Below are 26,174 nucleotides of genomic sequence, written 5' to 3'. Positions count from 1 at the left end.
ATAATAAATAGTGAAAGATAAAAAACTGAAAGAATAACAAGGTTCAAGGTTATTAAGGTATTAAAATACTAAAAACGTATGAACCGTCTGAAACTGCTGAAAAACACTTCCTATAATATGTAAATTAGAAAATAGAAAATAACTATTTCTATAAATGTCGGATTATATATTATGGAGGTGTTTTTTCTATGATTAAATATATATAATAAAATACCAGAAAATTATTATTGAAACTAAATCAAAAGGGACGGTTCATTTTGACCAGAATAAAAAGGAATGATATACTAAGAGTAGGAGGTGATAAAGTGCCTAGAAAAGCGAGGATAAAAAGTGAAACAGGGTATTATCATATAATAACAAGAGGAAATAATAAGAACTACATATTTAAAGATGAAACAGATAAAGAGTTGATAAAAGAAGAAATAAAGAAGCAAGAAATTGAAAAAAGTATAGAAATAGCAGCATGGTGTATAATGGACAATCATATCCATTTAGTTATAAAGGGAGAACTAGAAGATATTACAACAGCCATGAAGAAGATAAATGTAAAGTATGCAATGAAATATAATGTAAAATATGAGAGATCAGGACATGTATTTCAAGATAGATATATGAGCAAACCGATAGAAACAGATGAATATTTGATATGTGTACTGAGATATGTTCATATGAACCCAGTGAAAGCAAATATAGTAAAAAAGGCAGAAGATTATAGATGGAGCAGCTATAGAGAATATAGTGAGATGAATAAAGAGAAAAGTGGTATGGAAAAGTTTGTTCTGTCATATTTTGATATGGATATAGAAAGCTTTAAGAAATTTCACCAAGAAGAAGATGAAAGAGAATACTTAGAGATAAAAGAAGATAAAGAGAAGTACAGGCTAGATAAAGCACAAAGAATAATAAATAGATGTTGTGAAAAATATGGAGTAAACACATCAAGAGATGTTATTGAAAATAGAGAAATATTTAAGGAATTAATAATAGAATTAAAAGAAAGAAGTGGGTTATCAATAAGAAAGATTAGCAAATTACTAGAGGTATCGTATGGTACAATACAAGCTACTAAAAGAAAGTGCTTTAACGAAAGCATTGGTCAAAAAGAACGTCCCCTACGATATGAAGGAGATATGAATGAGTAAAGAAAAAATAAAAAGCTTTCTAGAAAGTCAGTGTGTTTTGATAATAGCTATATTGTTAGCAGTTATAACATCTTTTTTTTCAACTCCTAGCTGGGATTATTTAAATTTTAAAGTACTTGTTTTATTGTTTAATTTGATGATAGTGGTTGCTGCATTAAATAAATGTAAGGTTTTAGACAAGACGGCAATTACTTTGTTGCAAAAGTGTACAACTTACAAAAAAGTTAGTTTTGCTTTAGTCTTTATTACATTTGTAGCAGCTATGTTTGTCACAAATGATGTAGCTTTAATTACATTTATTCCTTTTACAATTATAGTAGGTAAGAAAGCAAATATAAAAATATTAAATGTAGTGATATTCCAAACATTAGCAGTAAATATTGGAAGTTCATTTACTCCTATGGGAAATCCACAGAATCTGTTCATTTATTCACATTATAATATGGTACCATCAGAATTTTTAAAAATTACATTACCTATGGTATTAGTAGGTGCTATTTTTTTGTGGATTTTAATATTAAAAGAAAAAGACAATCAGTTAGATTTTAAAGTACAGGATATTGTTTTAGTAGATAAGTATAAAATATTCATAACTATAATATTGTTTGCAATAATTATTCTATCTGTTTTTAACATAGTAGATTATAAGATTATTTTTGCCTTAACAGTGCTTATTATCTTGATAATGGACAGAAAATTATTTTTGAAAGTAGATTATTCATTATTGATCATTTTTATAGGGTTCTTTGTTTTTATAGGAAATATTTCGCAAATAGAGATGGTAAAGGAATTTATTGAAAAGATATTTAATAGTAGTGCTAATACTTATTTTGGATCGATATTAATCAGTCAAATTATAAGCAATGTACCTGCCACAGTACTTATATCTGGTTTTACTGAATATTCGAAGGAACTACTTTTGGCTGTTAACATAGGAGGGATGGGAACATTAATAGCTTCATTAGCTAGTTTGATATCTTATAAGCTATACGTAAGAGAATATAAAGAAGAAAGTAATAAATTTTTACAAGTATTCACAATATATAATTTAATAGGATTAATATTATTTGTTCCTATAATATATGTTACAATGGTTAAATAATAAGTGAGTTGAATTAAATTTAGTTTTGTTCTTATTATATATAATAATGTTTTATCTTGTCATTGTAAAATATGTATAGATATATCCAGACAATGAATATACCCTCTTTGTCTGCAGTATAAGGGAAGGTGAAAATATGAAGAATGAGCGAATAAAAGTAAAATGTGTTGGAATGGACGAAGAAGGAAAAGGAATTGTAAAAATAAATGGTAGAGAAATTCATGTTCCTTATTTAATTGAAGGAGAAACTGCCATTGTTGAAGTGTTTAAGAAAAGAAAGTTTACAAACGCCAAGGTAATCCGTATTGTTGAAAAGTCAAAAAAAAGAGTTATGCCTGAGTGTCAGTATTATAATAAGTGTGGAGGTTGTCAATTACAGCATATGTCATATCAGGGGCAACTAGAATTTAAACAGGACGTTATTGAGAAGCTGATGATACATTATCGTAGTGTTAATAAAATATTGGGTATGAAGGATCCATATTTTTATCGAAATAAAATACATTCAACATTATCTTATGATAAAAAAGGGATGGTTATATCAGGAATTTATGAAGGAAATACACATAAAGTAACTCCTATAGAGCAGTGTATTATTCAAGATAGACGTGCTGATGAGATTATCGCATCTATACGTAAAATTATGAAAACTTATAAAATGAAACCATATAATGAAGATACAGGTGAGGGTTTTTTGCGTCATATTTTAGTAAAAACAGGGTTCGTTAGTAATGAAATTATGGTTGTGCTTGTAGTGTCATCGAAAATTTTTATTGGCAAGAAGAATTTCATTAAAATATTGTTGAAAAAACATCCTGAGATTAAGACTATCGTTATGAATGTTAATAATCGCAAAACCAGTGCTGTACTTGGAAATAGAGAGATGGTACTGTATGGGAAAGGATATATTGAAGATACTTTATGCGGATGTGTATTTCAGATTTCACCTAAATCTTTTTATCAGATTAACCCTATACAAACTGAAGTATTATATAATAAAGCAATTGATATGGCAAAATTGAATAAAAATGAAGTGGTTCTTGATGCGTATTGTGGGATTGGTACTATTTCACTGATTGTCAGCAGTAAAGTGAAAAATGTGGTAGGTGTAGAATTGAATAAAGATGCAGTGAAAGATGCAATAAACAATGCAAAGCGAAATAATATCAGAAATACTTATTTTTATAATGATGATGCTGGTGATTTTATGATAAGTCTTGCAAAGGAAAAGAAAGAAATTGATACGGTATTTATGGATCCACCCCGTAGTGGTAGTGATGAAAAATTTTTATCATCCATTATTAAACTTGCACCAAAAAAATTAATCTATATATCTTGCAATCCTGTAACACAAGAGCGAGATCTAAGATATTTAACGAAACATGGTTATATAGTAAAAGAGATACAACCTGTTGACATGTTTCCGCAGACATATCATGTGGAGACGATAGTAGGACTACGTCGCAAAGATACCTTGTAATCCTTGAATTCATGCACTTTACGAACCGTACCATAAATAGGTACGGGTTTTTAACCCTCTAGTATATCACCAAGGTTTCATTGAATAGATGATGTAATAGTAGAGAATGAAGGATTTTATACAATACTACCCAATGGAGAAGTGAAAAAGGAGTATAGTGTAAATGGTGATGTAACTGTAATAATAACAGAAATTAAGAGAATATTGCCTAAACTTACTACATTTAGTGCTGATGAATATCTTGCATCATAACAACCAACAGAATTGTTTTGCATATTTAACAAAAATTCACTATGATAGAATATATAATATAAATTTATTGAGGAGGTACAGGAATGAACAAATATGAATTCAGAACAATTACTGTTGATGATATACCTGCAATGTCTGAGTTGTTAATATGCAGGCAAAACCTTGAGAGTAAGACATTTCCATCCCTGAAAAACAGTTGTCTTAATGCAAAATATATCACGGATTTACTTGAGAATTTGTTTGTTAATAGCAAAGTGATTGGAACTGGAGCGTTTGCTAATGATGAACTAGTAGGTTATATATTTGGTGAGATGAAAATTGACAATTTAAGGGGTAGAGGTAGACATATATGGGTGCCTTATGAGGGTATAGCAATCAGAATGGATCAATCTTCTGAGATTATAAGGGAGCTCTATACAAAAGTTTCTGTTGTATGGCTTGAACAAGGCTGCTTCAGCCACCATACAGTAATACCTCTTGGAAATCAGATGTACTTTGAAGCCTTTCAACGATTAAGCTTTTTTATTGATCATGTATATGGGATAATGAATATGGAGGATTACAAGCCTTTTGAAAGTTTATCTGATGCAGAGATTAGATTTGCTAACAAAAATGATAGTGAAATAATGGGTAATATGTCCAGTATAATCTTCTCATCTCTAAATTCAGCACCTGCATTTTTACCTGTAATACCTGAAATTGTAATGAAAATAAATGCTGGGTATAAAAGTTTAGTAGAGGATAATGATTCAACGATTCTTATTGCGGAAAAGGATACTAAGGAATTAGGATTTCAAGTATATGAGCCTATTACTCCAGATTTGATGGCACCTGATGATGGTGTTGAGCTACATATTGCGGGCACTTACTATTCCCAAAGGGGAAGAGGTGTTGGTAAAAAGTTAATGAATGAAGGCTTCAGGATTATGAAGGAAAAGGGGTATAATAGCATAATATCAGATTGGAAAATAACCAACCTTTCTGCTTCAACCTTTTGGCCTAAGTGCGGATTTAAGCCAATAGCTTACAGAATGGTTAGATCTATTGACAATAATATAGCATGGGCAAACTTTAACAACCCAAGTATTAAGCTATTGTAGCAATTTTTGTTAGTTAACTGTGTGTTGAATCATACATTTCGGATTAATATGTTTTGCTTACAAAATAAAGATATTGTTTCAGAGTTCGTGAAAACAGTTGAGAAAACTATTAACAATACTAATGATGCTAAAGAATTAAAAAGAGTTAAAAGAGAAATTTCTTCTTGTGAAAAAAAGATAGTGGATATGAGAATAGATGAATTAATTGATAAAGGTACTTATGTAATTAAATTCACAGAGCTTTCTACAGCATTAGAAAAGCTTAAGGCTGAAAAAGTTGATTTGGAAGCTTCTAATGAAAAAAATGTTGATATTAAAAAAAGACTAAATAGTTTTAGAAAAGTATTTGATAATAATAAACCAATTAAGGAATTTGACAGAGTAGTTTTTGAAAGTGCAGTTAATAAAATCATATTAGGTGGAACTGATGAAGAAGGTAATACAGATCTATATGTTAACTTTCATATTTAATTCAGGTATGAGTCATTCATTACAATGTAAAGATGTGGTAGAATTAAATAAAGATAAAAATGACAAAAAAGTATGGTCCTATTCCCAACACCCCTCATGTGGAGATGATAGTTAGATTATTGTTGGAATAATCACAACTAATCATGTATTGAATAGTAGAATGATGTATTTGTCAACAATGCGTAAATGGTTTTTATATATGTTTACAAGGTGATATATCTAATACATCATCAAAGCGGCTGATTGTTTCTTGCATATTTTCTGTTAAGTGGGAGTAAGTCAAAGATAGACTCCTGGATATATAAGAATTCTATTTAGATGAAGACGGATTAGATATGCAGGATATAGAAAAACAAATAGAAGAAAAATTATAGACTAGCGCCCGCTAGTCTTTTTAATGCAAAATATGTAATTAGGCTCAAGCTCATATAGTTTAAATGGGTTTAAGCCTAACAAAATTTTAAGTACTTAGTATATAATTACGCAAAATATTCAGCATGAGAGACGTTTTTGTAATCTTCACTACTTCTACAATCACAAGATACGCATGCTTCCCAAAACGTAATGATAGTGCTTGTACTAACTTTCTTTTTAAGTTTTTTCATAATAATCCTCCTTTCTCATGAAAATTCAAGTAATTTCATTTAGCTATATATTAGATGATTTTAAATATAAATATGTTCCAACTATTTTTCTAATGAAAACTAAATAAAGTCAAATACTACGAATATTTTGCCCAGGAACCTTATTAATCAATTAAAGTATTAAAAACACATTCATTCGACACATTCAACAAAATATCAAGGCAAACTTTTCTATTCAAAACAGAATGTTTAAAATATTCAATAGTAAATTATGGAACTATCGATTATCCTAATGACACCATCATATGTCATCAAAGGTATTTGTCTAAAACAATGGTTTGAAGAATTAGAAGTCAAAGTAAACAAGGGGTTGGTTCATTTTGATTACGGACATGTATAAATTTGTATTAGGTAATTTAAATTGACAAAACTGATTTTAAAAGTATATAATAATATAAATTAAACCGTTGAATAAGAGTAGTAAACATAAGAATTTGAATTTAAAGAGAGCTATTGATGGTGAAAATATAGCATTTCAATCTATGTTGAATGGACTTATGAGGGCAACTCGAAAGCTTTGCAAGTAGGTGTTGACGGAAATCCTAACCGTTATGATGGAAGCGTATGTTAGTACGTGTAATTTTAATTTTGGGTGGCTAAACAGAACAATAAACTTCTGTCCTTTTTGGGATAGGGGTTTTTTATTTTAAGGAGATGGTTTTATGGAAGATGGTTGGTGGTATTTATTATAAAATAATATTTTAAGGAGATGTTTAAAATGATGAAACGAATTTTAACAGGCGATAGAACAACTGGCAGACTACATTTAGGACATTATGTAGGCAGTCTTCAAAACAGAGTTAAGTTACAAAATGAATATGATACTTTTATTATATTAGCAGATATTCAGGCATTGACAACTCATTTTCAACGACCTGAGTTAATAAATGAAAGTATTTATGATGTTGCAATTGATAATTTATCAGTGGGGCTAGATCCTAACAATATAACTATGTTTTTACAATCTAAAATAAGTGCAATTGCAGAATTAACTGTATTCTATTCAATGCTTGTTTCTGTAAATTCATTACGTCATAACCCAACTATTAAAACAGAAGCTAAACAATATGGATATGATGACTTAAGTTATGGTTTTTTAGGTTATCCTGTTAGCCAAACAGCTGACATAACTTTTTGTAATGCGGATTTAGTTCCAGTTGGTGACGACCAACTTCCACACATAGAGCAATCAAGAAAAATTGCAAGACGATTTAATAATTTATATGGTAGGGGGCAGGTAGTTATTAAAGAACCACAAGCATTAATTAGTAATACACCAAGACTTATTGGATTAGATGGAAATTCTAAAATGGGTAAGAGTCTTGGTAACGCAATATATTTAGCAGATACTATTGAAGATGTTAATGCGAAAGTAAAATCAGCAGTAACAGATAGAAATAGGATAAGTATAAAAGATAAAGGGAATCCAGATATATGTACAGTTAGCAAATATCATGAAGCATTTAATCATAGTGAATATGAAAATATTTGTGAAATGTGTAAAAATGCAAATATTGGTTGCGTGGCTTGTAAAAATCTTTTGGCAAAAAAAATTAATTGTCTTATTGCTCCATTTAGAGAAAAACGAGCTTATTATGAGGAGCATAAATCTGAAGTACGTGATATAATACTTGCAGGTAGCGAAAAGGCAAATATAGTTGGTAAAAAGACTGTTGAAGAAATTAAAAAAGCAATGAGTATTCAAATAGAATAGAAGCTAAATAGCTATAAAGAGGCTTACTATAGAGGTAAGCCTTCAACAATGTTGTATGCCAAGTGTTTAGCAATGATACAATTATTAGCTTTACTGCTTCTTAAGATAATTTCCAACTGAAGCTAATGCAAGAAGAAAAAAAGATGGAACATAGAGAATAAAGGATTTAATATTCAAAAGAACCATAAATATGAAATACTACATACAAATAGTTTGAATTATAATGCAATGAAAAATCAATACTCTAATCCCAGATAGCACATTTATATTACAACTGTATACAGTAAGGTGTAATATTAGGGTGTGGATAATTTTTTTGAAACCATAAAAATTTATCCAGAAAAGCTGGATTTTATTAAAACAGAGTAGTCTAATAAATTTTATTTTTCAGAGCTGTCATTGAACAATATTTATTGAAGTTTAGTATAAAAAATGCTAGTATTGTATATATAACTAGGTAAACATAGATAATTCATAAAATAATTGTAAAAATTTGAAAGAGGTAATCATAGATGCATGAAAAGTTGTTTTCTATTGGAAAAACCGCTGAAATTCTTAACGTTTCTGTTGCAACCCTCAGACATTATGATAAACTTGGGTTAGTAAAGCCTGAGCAAATTGATGCACAGTCTGGATATAGGTACTACTCTATAGAACAATTTCATTATATTGATAGAATTAAATACTTGCAAAAATTAGGATTTAAACTTTCTGAAATATCATCTGTACTCCAAAACGGAACATCTGAATACCTGCTTCCTCTTTTAGAGCAAAGAAAAAGAGAATATGACAAACAAATTAATGAAATCCAAAAACAAAAAGAAATACTTGAATGGTATATAGATTTTTTTTCATTTAAAGAAACTGATGATTTTATAGAGAAAAATTTATATGAAGTATGTTTACCAGAAAGATATATTTTAGCAGTTCCTTATGAAGAAGGACGTCAAATTTCTAGTTCTGATATAGAGTTATTGAAAATAAAAAATTTACCAGGTCTTAGTGATTTGCACTATAAGCGACAATGGGGTTGTATATTAGATTTCAATCAGATGTTAAGTAAGAAATTATTACCTAAATATTCGTTTTTATACTTAAATGAAAAGCAAAAGTTTGATTTAAAATATTTTAAAGTATTACCTGCAGGGATGTATGTTTGTTTTCGAGTCAGACTATTTCAAGGTAACTTTGGCCCTATAAAAAAATTGCAAAAATATTTTGAAAACGTTAATATTGATAGTGGAATTGTAATTGCAAACGAATATGAAAATAATTTTCATGACTATACAAACTCAATGTACGAAATTCAAATAGAAGTTAAATACAAATAATTACAAAAAACGACGTTTTATTCATATTAAGTAAACGTCGTCTTTCATTTCTATCACTACCTATTGAATTTTATATCTAGCAACCTGCACGTCTTAGAGCTTTACCTGCAAAAATACCATTAGGTTTACCTTGTTCTAAAGCAATCCTACCATTTACTATTACATATTCCATACCTTTAGCCGGAAGACGAGGATTTTTATAATTAGAGCAATCTTCAACCTTATCATAGTTAAATATCATAATATCTGCAGCTTTTCCAACAGCTAAATGTCCTCTATCTGCAAATGAGTATCTATCTGCTACAAATTTTGTTAATTTATATATTGTATGTTCAAGAGACATGTTGTATTCACGTGTTAATCTCATAATCTTTGCAAAAGTACCAAATACACGAGGATGAGGAAAAGTACCAACAATTATGCTGTCACTTGACACTGTATAATATGAACTTTTGAATAATGTCATATAATCATCTTGAATTTGTTTGTAAATAGTTTGATCTTTAATGTCTGATGAAAGTGCGCCAAAACCCAATTTAGTTTCATACATAACATCAAGGATCATCTCTCCCATAGGTTGTTTACGTAATTCACAAATTTCATCAAATGTTATACCTTCATAACTCTCATGGTATCTTGCAAATGAACATATAGCAGGTACGTCATCACCCATTAGGTAATTATAATTTTCTTCTATTTCAGCGGCGAGTCTTTCACGAAGTTTTGGATTTCCTAAACGTTCCATCAAAGCATCATATCCACCTTCAATTGCCCAAAAAGGAATATAGTATAATCCTAATGTCTCCCAACCCGGATATGGATAAAACTCTAATGTTACACTAGCTCCTTCTGCATTTGCTTTATCAAATCTATCTGTTATATATTCTGGATGTCCTGAAGAAGACGGGTGGAATGTTTTTGTGTGTAGAATATGAACCTTAGCACCTGACTCTCTCGCAACAATCTCCATCTCTTCTAATGGATCAATTCCTTTTCCTCCTGGACGTACATGAGAAAACATAAGCGCATTTTCTTCCTTTGCAACTTTACATAAATCAATTAGCTCTTGTGTTGAAACCACATCTGAATGTGCTGGAAAATAATCTAAGCCAATTGAAAATCCTACAGCACCCATACGGAGGTTTTTCCTTAGTTCATCTTTCATTACTTCGGCAATGTCTTCGTATTTAGTTGATTTGAATCCGCCCGCAAAAATTCTTAATGCACAATGATTAACTGATGAAGCAACATTAATTGCAGCACCATCTGCTAATGATAGATACTCATCTACATTAGTATAATAGAAAGGTGAATTTTCCTTATATTCAACTATACCTGCGTACATGCGTAAAATATCAGGAATATCTTCTTTTTTTGAAGGTATCTGTCCTAAGCCACACATACCTGTAACTTCTGTTGTTACGCCTTGATATAATGCAGATGCCATTTGTTTGTTATGTATTACATTATTATCATCATGCGTATGTGCATCTATAATTCCTGGTGCAGCACACAATCCATTTGCATCAATTACTCTGATAGCCTCTCCAGTACAATTACCTATCTCAACAATTTTATCATTTTTTACTAATATGTTGCCTATAAATGCAGATTGTCCTGAACCATCATAAATTTTAGCGTTTTTAATTAAAATATCATACATGACCAAATCTCCTTTGAATTATTTTTCAAGAAGTTACTAAGTAATTTTATTCGATTTCAATTTCAATATACATAATTATAAAGGTTTATGTAGGTGTAGAGTCAAGAGATTTATCAAAAAAGGTTGTTGACTCTTTTGTAGCATTAGGCTTTATAATAACCCTACAAATAATTTGTAAAGGAGCATTAAAATGAATTTATTTTTAAAGAGAGCATGGGCAGAAGTTGACTTGGATGCCATTGAAGCAAACTATTTGACTTTAGCAAACAAATTACCCAAAAACACAAAAATTATGGCAGTAATTAAAGCAAATGCAAATAATTGTGGAGATATATCAATAGTGAAACTATTAGATAAATATGAAAGAGTTAGTTATGCAGTTTCTAACTTAGAAGAGGCAATAACTGTAAGAAAAACTGGAACCGACAAAATGATACTTATTTTAGGGTATACACCACCTCACTTAGCAAAATATTTAAATAAGTATAATATTACACAAGCTATTGTTTCTTACGAATATGCATGTGACCTTATAAGATATTGTAAAGAAACTAATATAATAGTAGATGTAAATATCAAATTGGATACTGGTATGAGCCGTATCGGCTTAATGTGCTATGATGAATATTTAAATCAAGCACTAAATCAATGTAAAAACATTGCATCAAGTAAATATTTAGATATATCTGGCGTTTTTACACACATTGCGACATTCTATGATTTAGATGAAGACTCAACAAACTTTACTAATTTACAATATAAGCGTTTCTGTCATTTTGTTCACGAATTTGAGAAAAGTGGTATAAGTCTAGGAATCAAACATTGTTGTAATTCTCCAGGAACAGTTAATCATCCTGAGATGGCATGTGACATGGTTCGTATAGGAACAGCTTTACTAGGTGGATTAACAGATAACTACATGATTGAAAAAGTTGATTTAAAGCCATCTTTAAATGTTAAAACAGTTGTTGCACATGTAAAATCAGTAAAGAAAGGTACATATTTTGGATATAGCCGAAGTTATTGTGCACCTACTGATATGAAAGTTGCTACACTTCCTATTGGATATTCAGATGTTTGCCGTATCGGCAGTGGTGAAGGTGTTGTACTTATTAACTCTGTCCGTTGCAAAGTTATAGGAGGCGTATGCATGGATCAAATGATAGTTGATGTATCCAATTTACAAAATGTAAAAATGGGGGATGAAGTTATTCTTTTAGGTAAAATGGGAACAGAGGAAATTGGTCTTTCAGAATTTGGAGAGTTTATGGCAGCTTCACCTGAAGAAGTATATTGCCATTTGACAAAGCGCCTGCAAACAGTATATATAAAAAATAAAAAACCATCATATTTTATAAAGTTCAGTGCAGATATTGGTTATTTTGATTAAAAGAATTCAAATTTTATCAATCTTACCGTTGACTCTCAACTTAGAATAGACTTTATAATAGTATATACAAGAAGAGCTTGTGCTGTACAGCAAGTTAGTTACAATTTTATTTTGATTTCAATTTCACAAAATGTAATTAAAAAAATTATTAAAGAATTGATGCAATTACAATTTAAGTAGTAATAACTAATGATTAACTCGTTTTAAAAAAAAGGAGGAAAATACAATGTTAAAAAAAGTAAATAAGCCTGTAACTATTATTGGTTTATCGCTACTATTCTTATTTAGTGGCATAATTATCGTGTGGCCTCAGCAAACAGCCCACTTCATTGATGTATTCTACAAATTTATGACAAGAGATTTAGCTTGGTTATTCATGGGATCAGGTGCTGCATTTGCAATTTTTGCATTATTTATTGCATTTTCAAAATATGGAGATATTAAAATAGGTGGCAAGGATGCTAAACCACATTACACATCATTTGCATGGAATTCAATGATTATAACATCCTGCCTTGCTATTGGTATATTAACTTTCGGTATGATTGAATGGGCTTATTATGTAAATGAATCTCCATTTGGAGTAACACCCGGCTCTGTTCGCTCTTACGAATTAGCATCTGCGTATGGTATGTTCCATTGGGGTCCTATTGCATGGACATTCTATTTGATCCCTGCATTCTCAATTGGATATATGTATTGGAATAAAAAATCAAAATCTCTTGCAATGTCAGATCTTTGCAGTGGTGTTTTAACAGAGGACAGAAACAAGTATAAAGCATTGCGCTGGGCAATCGATGGTATAATTGCATTCTGTTTTGTTGGCAGTATGGCAAGTACAGTTGGTCTTGGAACCCCTATAATTGTTGAACTTTTATCACGTTTATTAAACATACCAACTAGCTTTGGTTTGCAAATGGGTGTCACATTAGCATTCGGTATTTTCTTCTTAGCATCTGTTTCTAAAAATATAAGCAAAGGTATGCAATGGATTAGCACAAACAATGTAAAGCTATGCATTTTATTCTTCATATATGTATTTATTTGCAGTCCAAATAAAAGCTTTGTTCTTAATAATTTAACAATGGCAATCGGGACAAACATAACCGAAACTGTAAGGATGGCATTTTTTACAGATGCTATTGGCAATACTGGTTTTGCTCAGAGCTGGACAGTATTCTACTGGTCTTGGTATGTTGGTCTTGCAATTTCTTGTGGTACATGGATTGCTCGTATTTCTTATGGAAGAACACTCAAAGAAATTATTATGACAACATGTATTTGGACACCTTTAGCTTCATGGGTTACATATGGTATCTTAGGAAACTACTCGATGTCATTGCAATTAAGTGGTGTTTACAAATTAGCAGATAAAATAGGTGGTTTAACTACTGCTGGGGCAGTAGCTGAAACACTTAGCACATTACCACTAGCTGGTTTAGTCTTTGTAGTATATATAATTTTAATGTTCTTCAATTTAGGAACAACATGTACAGCTCACTCAACATCTGTTTCAATTTTAACATCTAAAGATATATCAGGCAATGAAGAACCAAGTTCATCATGGAAATTAATGTGGGGCTTTATGTTCCTTGCAATTCCAATCGGAGTAATGTTTTTAGAAAAAAATGTTCCTGGATTGAATTTGTTGAAAACGCTTCAATCAATTACTTTAATATTTGCAATTCCAATTGTTTTTGTGGCAGTTTTGTTAGCTTGTTCAGCATACAAAGTCTTTAAAAATGATATTGCCAAAGGTAATATACCTGTAGAAGAAAAAAACTTATATAAGTGGACTAATAATTAACTATTAAAAAACTTGTAAAACTTAAAGGAGGATTTACTAGATGAATTTTGAAGAAATAAAACCAAATACAAGTGCAGTATATATAGGGGAGATTCAAAGAAATGATATTACACCGGAAGCACCTCCTATTTATCAGACAAGTTCATATACAATGGAAAATTTGGATATGCTCTATGAAAGATATGATGATAATGGATTCACATATACAAGATTATCAAATCCAAATAGGACAGGACTTGCTGACGCAATCTCTTATATAGAAAATGGAAAATATACTTTGTGCTTCTCATCATGTATGGGTGCAATAAGTGTAGGTTTATTATCAGTATTAAAAAGTGGTGATCATGTCATTGCCAACAGTAAATTATATGGCGAAACCATAATTTTACTTTCGCAAGTATTAAATGATTATAATATTGAAGCAACATTTGTAGATTTTGATAATTTTGAAGAAGTAAAAGCTGCCATTAAACCAAATACAAAACTTTTATATACTGAAATCCTATCAAACCCATTGGTAAGTATCACAGATATAAGAAAGATTGTTGAGATTGCTAAAATTGCAAATATAAAAGTTATGGTGGACAACACATTTACTACTCCTTATCTTATAAAGCCACTAGATTATGGTGTAGATATTGTAGTTAACAGCGTTACAAAAGCATTAAATGGTCACTTTGATGTTACTGGGGGAGTTCTTACAACTAATAGTAAAGAATTATTTGAACGTGGCGAAACACTTATAACATTAATTGGCTCAACAATGGATCCTAATAGTGCATGGCTTGCTTTAAGGGGAATACGAACAGCACCTATTAGAATACGTGAACAAAATAAAAATGCCTCTGATATTGCAAAAGCATTAAGCAAACATCCTAAAATCAGAAAAGTTTTTCATCCAAGTTTAGAAACACACGAAGGTCATCTTTTAGCTAATGAGCTTTTTCAAAAAGATATGTACGGCTCAATATTAAGCATAGAAATCGATGACAGCATGGAATTAATGAATAAGTTTATTTCTAATTTAGAACTTGTTAAATATGCAAATACACTTGGGGGATATCGTACAACAGTTTCACATCCTTGTTCATCTTCTCACCTAGCTATAGATGATGAAGAACGTAGAGCAATCGGTATTCACCCAGGCATATTAAGAATATCCTGTGGTATAGAAGATTCTCAAGATTTAATTAAAGATTTTATATCTGCTTTAGATAAACTTTAATATTTAATATAAAAATTGGCTTAGGAATTCTGGTACACACATGGTCGGTGGTTTATATAAACAATATCAGTGTATCCGTAAGGATACACTGATATTTCGTGTTTTACGTATATGCAGTATAACGATATATGTAGTTAATCTTTTTGATGTACAGAAATTTATACACATCCAAATACCTGAACTGGTATGAGCCCTAAAAAGTAGGCTAAATGTTGACTATAAACACATATAATAAATACAAACAAGTATTTCTCCACATTATTGTACTGAATTTATATAAATTTATATAATATTAAAAAGGATACAAGCTTCGATTTGAAGCCGATATCCTTTTCTTTTATGGAATGTAAACTTGAATTTCAAAAAGTGTAGGATTGCTTTCAATTTTTACATCATATAGCTCCCTACCCAGAACGATTGCGCCATTTGGATATGATTTGTTTTTTATATATTTTTTTTGAGCAATGTCTAGATCTTTATTCAAAAACACTTCGCAGTTATAGTTTCCTTTTGGCAGCTTAATAATACAATCTGTTTCAATGCTGGGTTTTGCTACTTCTATATAGACCATGTTTTTGATCTTATTGCTAGAATAAAAATATATAACGCCTTGATTGTATAAATACGTTACTCCAAGTTCATTACATAATGAGTCGAGTTTTGTCATGATTTCCATAAAAGAGCGAACATTAGAAAGATCTCCATTCCACTCTGATGCAAGAATGTATCGTTCGTCAAAAAAACAATTATATTTGGAAGTATATTTTTTTAAAGTCTGACTATTTTCAAGATGCTTTGAAAGGTTTTCTAAGCTGTTAACGGTAGCGTTGAGTTTTTCGATTTTCTCATCTGCAATTTTCTTTCCATCTGCTAGTATTTTATCTATACTTAAAAGCCCATCTGTAGTTATATAAGAATTAAAGTTTTTAAGTGGAATATCAAGCTCAATACAGATACAGATTAAATCAACAGTTAGCATTTGATCCATAGTATAATATCGGTATCCTGTTTGTGGATTGATATAAGCAGGCTTCAGTATGCCCAATTTATCATAATACCGTAAGGATTTTACGCTGACACCTTTTATTTTAGAAACGTCTCCAATAGATAAAAAGTTTTTCATTTTATCCTCCTTGACTCTACCATAATGGTATAGTTTATAATTAATTATTGTAGTAAAAATAAAGTAAAATGTAAAGGACTAATCGGAGGTAAAAATGGCAAATAATAAAAAATTTTATCAATTTGTAATACCGTCTATCGGCGCTATGTTGGTAACAGGGCTTTATGTTGTGGTGGACGGAATTTTTGTGGGTAGAGGTGTAGGTACAAACGGTCTTGCTGCCGTAAATATTGCTGTTCCGTTTATTTCTATCCTTACAGCAGTAACTATGATGATTACAATGGGTGGTGCAACAATCACATCCATACGCTTTGGCAAAGGTGAGAACACAGAAGCAAACAATGTGTTTAGCACAAGCATTTTTATGGTAATGTGTTTTACACTATTTATGAGCATAATCAGTGTATTATTTCCGCAAGGTATCGCAAAACTACTTGGAGCAAGCGATATACTGTTAGATGATACAGCATCATATCTCAAATATTATGTGTTGTTTGGAACATTCTTTTGCGGTTCAATGACACTTTCAGCCTTTGTAAGAAATGATGGAAATGCTAGTCTAGCTTTTTGGGGTATGATTGTTGGAGCAGTCAGCAATATTTTTCTTGATTGGTTGTTTATTTTTCCGCTTCAAATGGGAATTAAGGGTGCGGCTATTGCATCTGGACTTGGGCAAGTTCTTGCGTGTCTAGTTTTATCTATACATTTCATTAGAAATAAAGGTGTGCTTCATATTGCAAAGCCTAAACAGGAACAAAGGTTAAAATTACAAATAATAAAAGTTGGGACACCAGAATTTATAACACAAATGAGTCAGCCGGTTACCATTCTTTGCTACAACTTAATCGTTATCAAAATGTTTGGTGAAATAGGTGTATCTGCTTTCTCGGTTGTATCGTATCTGATTGTTATTATTCTTGCAGTTTTTATTGGGTTGTCTCAAGGTATACAGCCTCTTTTAAGTCGTAGCGTTGGAGAAGGCAATAAGGAAAAAGAAAAGTACTTTTTCCAAAAAGGGTTACAAGTTAATTTATTTTTGTCTGTAGTGATAAATATTATTATGTTTGTTTTCGGCAGAAATATAATATCAATTTTTAACAGTGATAATGAGCTTGTTCGAATTGCGTATAACTGTATTGTAATTTATGGAATTTCTTTTATTTTTGCATCTCTAAATATTGTTTATACCACATATAACCTTGCAACAAAACGAACAAAAGATGCTCTTATCATTGCTGTTTTGCGAAGTTTTGTATGTAACAGTATTTTTATTTTTCTCATGCCAATACTTTTTGGGGAAAAGGGAGTATGGCTTGGTATGATTGTTGCCGAGTTTGTCGTTATGGTAATTGCAATTGTTTTAAGGAAAAAAGCAAAGGATGAAAATTAATAGAGGTGACATGCAAGAAAGGATAAATAAATAATATTTGAGAAAGTGAAATAGTGACAATAAGTAGTTCTAAATAGAACGCTACCAAATTGAGGAATATATTAAAATTGGTAAGAAACCAAAAAAATTGCATTTCTCATTGGAAAAAATGTACGTAAAATTCAAAGAGAAATTAAAAGAGGTACTGTTGAATTATTGAACAGTGATTTGACTAAGAAATTAGTATACTGTGCTGATGTAGCTCATGAAAAATATCTACGTAATAGATGTAACAAAGGAGCTAATCTTAAAACTAGCGATGATCATAAATTATGTGAGTATATAGAATCTAAGATAATTAAAGAAAAATATTCACTTGACGCTGTAATTGGTGAAATAAAAGCTAATAAACTTAAATTTAAAACAACAATATGTACAAAAACATTGTATAACTATATTGATAAGAGAATATTTCTTAAATTAACAAATAAACATTTACCTGTTAAGTATAAAAAGAAGCGTAGCTACCGTAAAATACGTAAAGTTTCACTAAATAATAAAAAGGGTAGAAGTATTGTAGAAAGACCTAAATCGGTAGATTTAAGAGATACCATAGGTCATTGGGAAATGGATTGTGTAGTTGGACAAAAAAAGGATAAACAAGTATTGCTTGTTTTAACTGAACGTTGTACAAGACTGACTTTAATAAGGAAAATGAAAAGTAAGACTCAGCAAGAAGTTGGTAAAGCATTGAATTCACTTGAGAGAGAATATGGCAGTAAGTTTAAAAAATTTTTAAGACTATAACCATGGATAATGGTAATGAGTTCGTTAATCAAGAAATAATAGAAAAATCATGCAGATTAAAAAGTAAAAGAACTACTGCATATTACGCTCATCCATATAGTTCATGGAAAAGAGGTAGTAACGAAAATGCAAATAAGTTAATGCGTAGATTTATAACCAAAGGGTAAAAAGATAAGTTGTTATACAAAGAAAGAGATAGAAAACATTCAGCATTGGGTAAATAATTATCCAAGAAGAATTTTAGACTACATGAGTTCATCACAATATTATGAACATAAATTATCAAAATAACTCTCTCTCAAGAAAGAATATTTGGTATATATAATTTTGTAAAGGCACCGCTGGTGGCAAAGTCCTTGACAAAGCCATATATACCAAATAAATAGCAATTACGAGAGAGTTAGCATTAATGTATGATAGTATCATCACATACTATTTACAAAATATACATGGTATAACTTGACAAATCTAATGAGACATTTAATATTGCAATTTATAAAAAAATTAATTGCAAATATCTAATACATATGATATACTATAAAGGTTAGTTTATTATTTAGATGAATATGGGTAGCGTATAACCAAATAGTTTTTTACAATAATCTTATCATTATTTGCAAAATTATTACAAAGATGCTTTTCATCCACTATCTAAGGATTACAAGAACTTAGATATCTTTTTTTATAGCAAAAATCCTCAAAAATATTTGAATGATTTAGTAAAATTAGATTTATCCTATTCTTTATTTCCCTATAGAAAGTATTTAAATAAACAATTTCATAATTAAAAACCATATTTCTGTAGTATATTCTGCTATATACCAGTGATAGATGTATTATTTTTTGGGAGAATATCTCTTTTTAATTATAAAATGAGTTAAATAACTGATTATTTGCTAACATTATTGTGTTAGTTTTTTGTTTTGCAATAGATGCCATAAAATCAGATAGTGTTTTTAGATAAATAATATAAGAACAAAAAGAATCTAAAAGGAGGTGTCTTGATGACACAAAGTATAATACTTGCACTTACAGGTGTATTTTTTATAACAGCTTTTACCAATGTTTTAGCTACTTTAAAAACCATATTAATATCAAAAAAAATCATGAATCCCGTTTATCTTTTAGTATTTGTAGATGCTATGATTTTTGCAACAATTATTGCAAAAATGAATAGTTCAAAAGGAATTCATTTTACAGTTGCATATGCATTAGGAAAGACAATGGGAGTTTTTATCGGTGGTAAGATTGAAGACCGTTTAGCACTTGGAATTCTTGAAGTAGATTTATTTTTAAACGATAAAAATAAGATGATCCAAATAGCAGAAAAACTTAGAGAATCAGGCTATACCGTCAATAATTTTTTAGCGCGCGGAAATAACGGAGATAAAAGATATAAAGTTGAAGTCGTAATTAAAAGAAAAGAATACAAAATACTTGAGGAAACTATGAATGCATGTGGTATTGATAATCCAACCTTAAAAATTAAAAATCTTAGCAAAGTAAATGGTAAAATCACTACAACAAGAATGAAAACAGTTTAATCTTTAGAAAATCAAGAAACAAGGAGGTAGTTCGGTTGTAGGGATATTACAAAAATAATCTCTCATGAACAATAAGTAAAATAATAGTAATGTAAAGTAAGAATGACATTTTGTAATAGAAAGGTGTTTGTTTAGTGATGCAATTCGTAGATGAATTTTCAACTTTTTATTCTAAACAATAAATAAAAAAAAATTTACTTCCTACTTTCATTACAGAAATTTATAATATTCAGGCAAGCTTAAGTTCATCTGAAACAAAAAGTATTTATATTGTTTCAGACATAGCTCCAATCAAATGCAAAAAGTGATAAAAGTACATATAAATCCAATTATGTTTTAAGTATTAAAAAAATTAGTTTACAAAACTGGACATCAAAAGAGAGGATTAATAATTTACATTGTGTTAAACTTTTACACAAGGAGGGAGATGGTAAAAGTGAAATGGCTGAAACAACTAAGCCTAGTAATTGATTATATAGAAAGTAATTTGGATGGTGTAATTTCATTTGATGAAGCTGCTAAAATTGCTTGCTGTTCTACTTGTTATTTTCAAAGAATTTTTTCTAACGTTGTAGGTATTTCCTTATCTGAGTATATACGCCGTAGACGTATGACAAAAGCAGCCTTTGAATTACAATCAAGTGATAAGAAAGTGATAGATATTGCTTTAAAATACGGTTATGAATCCCCAACTTCGTTTAATCGAGCATTTCAAAGTGTTCATGGTGTCTCTCCGATTGTTGCACGTACACAGGGAACCTTACTAACTGCTTATCCACCTATTAGTTTTTCAATTTCAGTTATTGGAGGTGAGAATATGAACTATAGAATCGAAACAAAAGAAGCAATTAGAATTGTTGGGGTTAGAAAAGCATTACAAGAGGAAATGAAACAAAACCAAAAAATTGTTCCTATATTTTGGAATGAAATGCTGGGAAGCACATTATTTAATGAAATTTGTGAACTTGTAGATAAAGAGAAGCAAGGCATTTTAGGAGTTACAGCTTATGCAAATCCACAAAATATTTATTACTATATTGCTGCTCCTACTGATAAACCTGTACCTGATGGCATGGTTGAGCTTGAGATACGTCCTGCCACATGGGTAATCTTTGAATGTAATGGTCATTTTAAGGAATCTGTTCAAACTATATTCAAACGATTTTTAACAGAGTGGCTTCCCGTTTCAGGATATGAATACGCTCAGCTTCCTGATATAGAAGTTTATCCTGTCAGCAATAAAGGTTCAAAAGGCGGTCATGCAGAAGTATGGATTGCAATTAAAAAAGAAAGAAGTGGAGAATAAATGGATTGTAAAATTGAAATTAGAGATATCGAACCTATTAGAGTAGCCTTTATGAAATACAAAGGAATTGCCATGGAGGCAAATAAAGTGTTTCCAAATGTGTTTAAATCCATTCAAGGCAGAGCAAATGGTGTACCATTTTTCTGCTACTATGTGATGAATCAGAAATCAAAAATTGGCGAAATGGAATTATGTGTTCCAACTGCACAGACACCAAAGGTCAATGGTGTTACAGTAAAAGAAATGCCTCGAATAAAAGCTGTTTGCGCTACTCATGTTGGCTCTTATGAAACTATGCATTACACATATGATGCAATTGAAAGTTTTGCACGAGAAAACAATCTGACTTTACAGCCTCCATGGAGAGAAGTTTATATTAAGGGACCTGGGATGTTTTTAAAAGGAAACCCCAAAAAGTATATTACAGAAATACTGTTTCCTATTATAGAGGAGGATTAAAATGTCAGCAATTGTAATTGATAAGCTAGTTAAACAGTATAAGAACGGTGTTAGAGCCTTAGACGATTTAAGCTTGGAAGTAAATTGCGGAGAAATTTTTTCATTGTTAGGACCAAATGGTGCGGGGAAATCTTCTCTTATCAATATACTAACAACACTCTACAAGCCTACATCTGGAAATGTAACTATATTAGATAGAAAACTATGCAAGGAACCAGCTTGGGTACGTACACAGATTGCATGTATTGCACAGCATGTTACTATTGATGATCATCTATCTCTTATGGAAAATATGATATTTCAAAGTAGGCTGTATAAGGTGGATAATGCTATAGCGAAAAAAAGGATTAATATGCTTATTGACAATTTTGGACTGTCAAATTATTTGAAATATCCGGTTGCTTCTTATTCAGGCGGAGTTAAGCGTAGATTAGATATTGCAATGAATATGGTATCAATGCCTAAAATACTCTTTTTAGATGAACCAACGGTTGGTATGGATGTTGTTTCCCGAAAAGCTATGTGGAAAATCATGCAAAAAATTCGAAATGATTTTAAAACAACGATTTTTCTAACTACTCATTATATTGAGGAAGCTGATCAACTTAGTGATACAATTTGTATTATAAAAGAAGGTCATGAATTGGTTCAGGGAACTCCTGATAGTTTGAAGCAATATACTAAGAAAAATATACTCCGTATTGGCTTTTATGATAAGAAGAAAGCAGAGGACTGTGCAAAGATACTTACTAAAGCACATATACTTCAGTCTATAAATATCCGTCAACACTCACTTTTTGCTGATGCTGGAAATGATCGAAAGACTATTGAGAATGTGAACAAGTGGCTTCTCGAAAAGAATATTTCTTTTGAGGCTATCGAAATAGTGAAGCCTAGTCTTGAAGATGTGTTTTTAAAGTTAACTAGTACAAGAAGGAGGTAAGAAAATGGAGACAATAAATATTTTGTGGCGCACTATAAAATGGCGCTTTCAAAATCCTATATCAATACTACTTACTATTATACAGCCTCTTATTTGGCTATTATTATACAGTGCAATTGCAAATCAGTCCATGCAGAACATATCAGGTGGTAATTATACTGCTTTTATTCTACCTGGTATCATGGTGCTTGTTACACTTGCATGTTGTAGCAGTGGCGGTTATATAAATTTTATTATGAAATCTAAAGGTAGCTTCTATCGGATATTGATAGCACCTGTAAAACGAAGCTCAGTTATTCTAGGACAAATGCTAGAGGCAGTTTTAGTTTCATTTCTCGAAATAGCCATCATGCTTATTCTCTCGCTACTCTTATCAGTAAAAATTTCATCTGGATTTATTGGATTACTTATGATGTTACCTCTTATTTTTCTCACAGCATTTTTTATGTCAGGATTAGCTTATGCTATTAGCCTGTGTTTACCTAATGAAGCAATTTACGAAACTATCATGAATTTGATTGTACTTTCCATATTTTTTACTAGTACAGCATTATTTCCTTTGGACAATATATCAGGTGGCTTGAAAATTGCTGTAATGATTAATCCATTCACACATATTATAAACTGTCTGAGGAATTTGATTTTGGAGACTTCTATTGATTGGCAAAGTTTATTGCTTGTAACAGTTGTATTTATTTTTCTATGTTGTATAAGTTTTATATTAGCATTTTTAAGACTGAAAAAAGAAACTGTTAATTAATAAAAATGATTAATAACAGAAATAAAAATACCTACAATCAATTATTTATTTTAGTATAAAAGAAACTGAAATTTAATGTTGATAAGCTTTCTTTTAGTAAGCACACTTTCTATTTTAAAAGGAGCAGTTCTTGTTTGGATTTTAATTTTTTAATACTTATTTTCGGGGCTTTATGTAAAATAGAAATATATTTGCCTGTTTATAGCAAAATAATAGTTGACAAATAAAGATTAACATCTTATAATAATATACGACCGGTCGGTCTAAAAAATAATGATTTTAGGAGGATACTATGAAAAATAAAATAAAAAATATTCTTGAAACACATGAATTATTAAGAATGGCTACTTTAGATAGTGAGGGTTTCCCTAACGTAAGATCTGTAGATTATGCTATTGATCCAGAGAATGAAAGATATATTTATTTTACTACTTTTAATAATACAAACAAGGTTAAAGAATTAGAAAAAAATAACAAAGTTTACTTAGTTGTGGATAAGGCAGCATCAAGTATAGAAGCATTAGCACAGGTAAAATATATAAGAGCTACTGGAAAAGCCTTCAAAGTAGAAAAACCGGAGGAGGCTCAGCAAGCTATGGGGTTCATATTTAATAAATATCCTTTCTTGAAAGATTTACCAGGAGACCCATCGATGATGAGCATATATAAAATAGAACTTGATGAAGTAAAAGTAACAGATAATACTCTTGGTTTTGGTCACGTTGACATATATAAATATTAGAAAATTGACAAATGTAAATAAAATTAGTTATAATAACACCTGAAAGATATGGTGATAATATGAATAAGAAAGAACTAATCGTTATTACTGCAGCTCGGTTGATTCATGAGCGTGGCTACCATCATGTGGGTATTAAAAGAATATTAGATGAATTAAGTATTCCAAAGGGATCTTTTTATCATTATTTTAAAAGTAAGGAAGACTTAGGCATTGCTATTATTGAACTTTACATTAAAGATACCATAGAATGTCTTAGGCAGAGTGAAAAAAACCTGAATGGACTAAAGAATTTCTTCAACACTTTTTTCAACCGTTTGATTGAATTGAAGTTGAAGAGAGGGTGCCCTATGGGAAATTTGATTTTAGAGTTAGCTGATGAGAATGAGTTATTTAGATTAAAGCTAATGGAATGGTATAAAGCTATCAAATGCTGGATTATAGAGGTACTTATAGTTGAAAATATTGATAATCCAGAGGAAAAAGCAAAGGCATTATTTGCTGCTTTTGAAGGTACTATGCTCGTATCAAAACTTGAAAAGGACGCAGTTCATTTTGAAATATTTAACAAATACACTTTCGATGCAATTATTCATACGAAAGTAATGGATAGTATAAATTAGAAATATGATTATAATAATTAATATGAAATGATAAAGAGGTCTATACATTAGTGTATATACCTCTTTATTAATTTTATAAAAATAAATATCAGAGAACAGTAATAAGATAGAGATAATAAATTAGATAGCCTAAAAATAACATGACAAAAACAAGAAAAAAAAAGATATATAGATAATAAGATGGAAAAGTAATATAATGACAATAAGAAGTACTAAATAAAATTTTTAGAAATTAACAACGTATCGATATAAAAAAACTAAAATATTGAAATATCTAAAAAGTAAAAGTATAGTTAAAATAAACTGCAAATATCAGGGTCGGTAATAAGGCATTAAAGTACAATAATCTCGAGCTGTCATCTTTCATATGTTCTTGCATGTGAAAAATTCAAGGAGGCTTATTAATGAAGGAAAACAATTATTATGCACAAAAACTTAACTCACAAAAGCTTTTTAAGGCGTATGAAACAAAAATTCCTAGAGTAAAACAGTATTTGGATGCTGAAATCTCTTTTGTTGGAGATAATCTGACAGGCAGTGAAAGAGTTTTGGAATTAGGTGCAGGTTATGGACGTATTGTAAAGGAATTGGCAGGTAATTGTAAATCAATTGTTGGTATTGATATTTCCGATGAAAGTGTTTCGTTAGGTAAGAAATATTTGAAAGATAGTCCCAATGCGGAAATCTTGACTATGGACGTAAATAATCTTACATTCGAAGAAAAGTTCGATGTAATACTTTGTCTGCAAAATGGTTTGTCTGCAATGAAGTTCACATCGTCGGATTTGATTGAAAAGATTATGGGAATGGTTGTGAGTGGTGGAAAAGTTTATTTTAGTACTTATAGTGAAAAATTTTGGGAGTATAGGCTAATATGGTTTAAAGAGCAGGCTGAGAAGGGGTTACTAGGTGAGATTGATTTAGATAAAACAAAGGATGGGGTTATAATTTGTAAAGACGGTTTTAAAGCAATTACGTATACTCCAAAAGATTTGAAAATGATAGGATATTTATCAAGGTATGAATACCAAATTCAAGAGGTAGATGAGTCAAGTGTTTTTCTTATTATTCATAAAAAATAGACTGAAAATATTGGTTCATTCCTTTGCTATGGTACTGATACCATCCACATTATAGGATAATACTTGTATATAAACAAATTAATAACAAATTTGAAATA

General features: G+C 30.3%; 22 protein-coding genes and 1 pseudogene. 21 read left to right on the top strand and 2 right to left on the bottom strand.

The features are described 5' to 3' along the window. Window positions 1-257: 257 nt before the first annotated feature. The 8 genes from AYC61_RS05260 (at window position 258) to AYC61_RS05230 (ending at window position 9,236) form a co-directional block, all read left to right on the top strand. Window positions 258-1,142: an REP-associated tyrosine transposase gene (locus AYC61_RS05260; protein ID WP_162265438.1), complete on the top strand. Its 885-nt coding sequence runs from the start codon at window positions 258-260 to the stop codon at window positions 1,140-1,142. Continuing rightward, complete coding sequence (locus tag AYC61_RS05255) at window positions 1,135-2,244, top strand: SLC13 family permease (RefSeq protein WP_066497852.1); 1,110 nt, start codon at window positions 1,135-1,137, stop codon at window positions 2,242-2,244. Before AYC61_RS05260 ends, AYC61_RS05255 begins: the two co-directional genes overlap by 8 nt. 136 nt (window positions 2,245-2,380) lie before the next feature. Continuing rightward, on the top strand, window positions 2,381-3,724 hold the full coding sequence (gene rlmD / locus AYC61_RS05250; RefSeq protein ID WP_242866744.1) for a 23S rRNA (uracil(1939)-C(5))-methyltransferase RlmD: 1,344 nt from the start codon (window positions 2,381-2,383) through the stop codon (window positions 3,722-3,724). A gap of 335 nt (window positions 3,725-4,059) precedes the next feature. Further along, window positions 4,060-5,076, top strand: coding sequence for a GNAT family N-acetyltransferase (locus AYC61_RS05245; protein WP_066497850.1), 1,017 nt, complete (start codon window positions 4,060-4,062; stop codon window positions 5,074-5,076). A gap of 48 nt (window positions 5,077-5,124) precedes the next feature. Then, window positions 5,125-5,547, top strand: coding sequence for a hypothetical protein (locus tag AYC61_RS05240; RefSeq protein WP_066497848.1), 423 nt, complete (start codon window positions 5,125-5,127; stop codon window positions 5,545-5,547). An 855-nt stretch (window positions 5,548-6,402) separates the two neighbouring features. Further along, on the top strand, window positions 6,403-6,531 hold the full coding sequence (locus AYC61_RS21980; protein ID WP_275935217.1) for a hypothetical protein: 129 nt from the start codon (window positions 6,403-6,405) through the stop codon (window positions 6,529-6,531). Between the two features lie 378 nt (window positions 6,532-6,909). Continuing rightward, window positions 6,910-7,905, top strand: a complete 996-nt coding sequence (gene trpS / locus AYC61_RS05235; RefSeq protein ID WP_242866743.1) for a tryptophan--tRNA ligase — start codon at window positions 6,910-6,912, stop codon at window positions 7,903-7,905. Between the two features lie 512 nt (window positions 7,906-8,417). Beyond that, entirely contained in the window at window positions 8,418-9,236 is an 819-nt protein-coding gene (locus AYC61_RS05230) for a MerR family transcriptional regulator (RefSeq protein WP_066497844.1), read from the top strand. Between the two features lie 76 nt (window positions 9,237-9,312). On the opposite strand, the gene AYC61_RS05225 is transcribed toward AYC61_RS05230, so the two are convergent. After that, window positions 9,313-10,899: an N-acyl-D-amino-acid deacylase family protein gene (locus AYC61_RS05225; protein WP_066497840.1), complete on the bottom strand. Its 1,587-nt coding sequence runs from the start codon at window positions 10,897-10,899 to the stop codon at window positions 9,313-9,315. Between the two features lie 190 nt (window positions 10,900-11,089). Between AYC61_RS05225 and alr the strand changes: the two genes are divergently transcribed. The 3 genes from alr (at window position 11,090) to AYC61_RS05210 (ending at window position 15,321) form a co-directional block, all read left to right on the top strand. Beyond that, window positions 11,090-12,289 (top strand): alanine racemase, encoded by a 1,200-nt coding sequence (gene alr / locus AYC61_RS05220; protein ID WP_066497834.1) that lies wholly within the window; start codon window positions 11,090-11,092, stop codon window positions 12,287-12,289. Between the two features lie 226 nt (window positions 12,290-12,515). After that, on the top strand, window positions 12,516-14,096 hold the full coding sequence (locus AYC61_RS05215) for a BCCT family transporter (RefSeq protein WP_066497833.1): 1,581 nt from the start codon (window positions 12,516-12,518) through the stop codon (window positions 14,094-14,096). Between the two features lie 40 nt (window positions 14,097-14,136). Beyond that, complete coding sequence (locus tag AYC61_RS05210) at window positions 14,137-15,321, top strand: trans-sulfuration enzyme family protein (protein WP_066497828.1); 1,185 nt, start codon at window positions 14,137-14,139, stop codon at window positions 15,319-15,321. 337 nt (window positions 15,322-15,658) lie between these two features. On the opposite strand, the gene AYC61_RS05205 is transcribed toward AYC61_RS05210, so the two are convergent. Beyond that, entirely contained in the window at window positions 15,659-16,444 is a 786-nt protein-coding gene (locus tag AYC61_RS05205; protein WP_066497826.1) for a MerR family DNA-binding transcriptional regulator, read from the bottom strand. Between the two features lie 94 nt (window positions 16,445-16,538). On the opposite strand from AYC61_RS05205, the gene AYC61_RS05200 reads away from it, so the two are divergent. From AYC61_RS05200 to AYC61_RS05155, 10 genes and pseudogenes are all read left to right on the top strand, one after another. Then, window positions 16,539-17,834, top strand: coding sequence for an MATE family efflux transporter (locus AYC61_RS05200; protein WP_066497821.1), 1,296 nt, complete (start codon window positions 16,539-16,541; stop codon window positions 17,832-17,834). 73 nt (window positions 17,835-17,907) lie between these two features. Then, window positions 17,908-18,911, top strand: a pseudogene (locus AYC61_RS22265) (IS30 family transposase). Window positions 18,912-19,624: 713 nt separating this feature from the next. Further along, on the top strand, window positions 19,625-20,164 hold the full coding sequence (locus AYC61_RS05190; RefSeq protein ID WP_066497820.1) for a DUF5698 domain-containing protein: 540 nt from the start codon (window positions 19,625-19,627) through the stop codon (window positions 20,162-20,164). Window positions 20,165-20,600: 436 nt separating this feature from the next. Continuing rightward, window positions 20,601-21,470, top strand: a complete 870-nt coding sequence (locus tag AYC61_RS05185) for an AraC family transcriptional regulator (RefSeq protein ID WP_066498071.1) — start codon at window positions 20,601-20,603, stop codon at window positions 21,468-21,470. After that, window positions 21,471-21,929, top strand: a complete 459-nt coding sequence (locus AYC61_RS05180; protein WP_066497819.1) for a GyrI-like domain-containing protein — start codon at window positions 21,471-21,473, stop codon at window positions 21,927-21,929. 1 nt (window position 21,930) lies between these two features. Further along, window positions 21,931-22,872 carry an ABC transporter ATP-binding protein gene (locus AYC61_RS05175; RefSeq protein ID WP_066497816.1) on the top strand — a complete coding sequence of 314 codons (942 nt, stop codon included), beginning with the start codon at window positions 21,931-21,933 and terminating at the stop codon, window positions 22,870-22,872. Window positions 22,873-22,876: 4 nt separating this feature from the next. After that, window positions 22,877-23,632, top strand: a complete 756-nt coding sequence (locus AYC61_RS05170) for an ABC transporter permease (protein ID WP_066497815.1) — start codon at window positions 22,877-22,879, stop codon at window positions 23,630-23,632. A gap of 292 nt (window positions 23,633-23,924) precedes the next feature. Continuing rightward, on the top strand, window positions 23,925-24,374 hold the full coding sequence (locus AYC61_RS05165) for a pyridoxamine 5'-phosphate oxidase family protein (protein WP_066497814.1): 450 nt from the start codon (window positions 23,925-23,927) through the stop codon (window positions 24,372-24,374). Between the two features lie 59 nt (window positions 24,375-24,433). Continuing rightward, complete coding sequence (locus AYC61_RS05160; protein ID WP_066497810.1) at window positions 24,434-24,994, top strand: TetR/AcrR family transcriptional regulator; 561 nt, start codon at window positions 24,434-24,436, stop codon at window positions 24,992-24,994. 404 nt (window positions 24,995-25,398) lie between these two features. Then, complete coding sequence (locus AYC61_RS05155; protein WP_066497808.1) at window positions 25,399-26,076, top strand: class I SAM-dependent methyltransferase; 678 nt, start codon at window positions 25,399-25,401, stop codon at window positions 26,074-26,076. Window positions 26,077-26,174 lie beyond the last annotated feature (98 nt).

The sequence above is a fragment of the Abyssisolibacter fermentans genome (genome assembly GCF_001559865.1).
GTDB classification, from domain to species: domain Bacteria; phylum Bacillota; class Clostridia; order Tissierellales; family MCWD3; genus Abyssisolibacter; species Abyssisolibacter fermentans.
The sequence above is the reverse complement of the archived record's forward strand: the minus strand, read 5'-3'. Positions and strand labels throughout refer to the sequence as shown.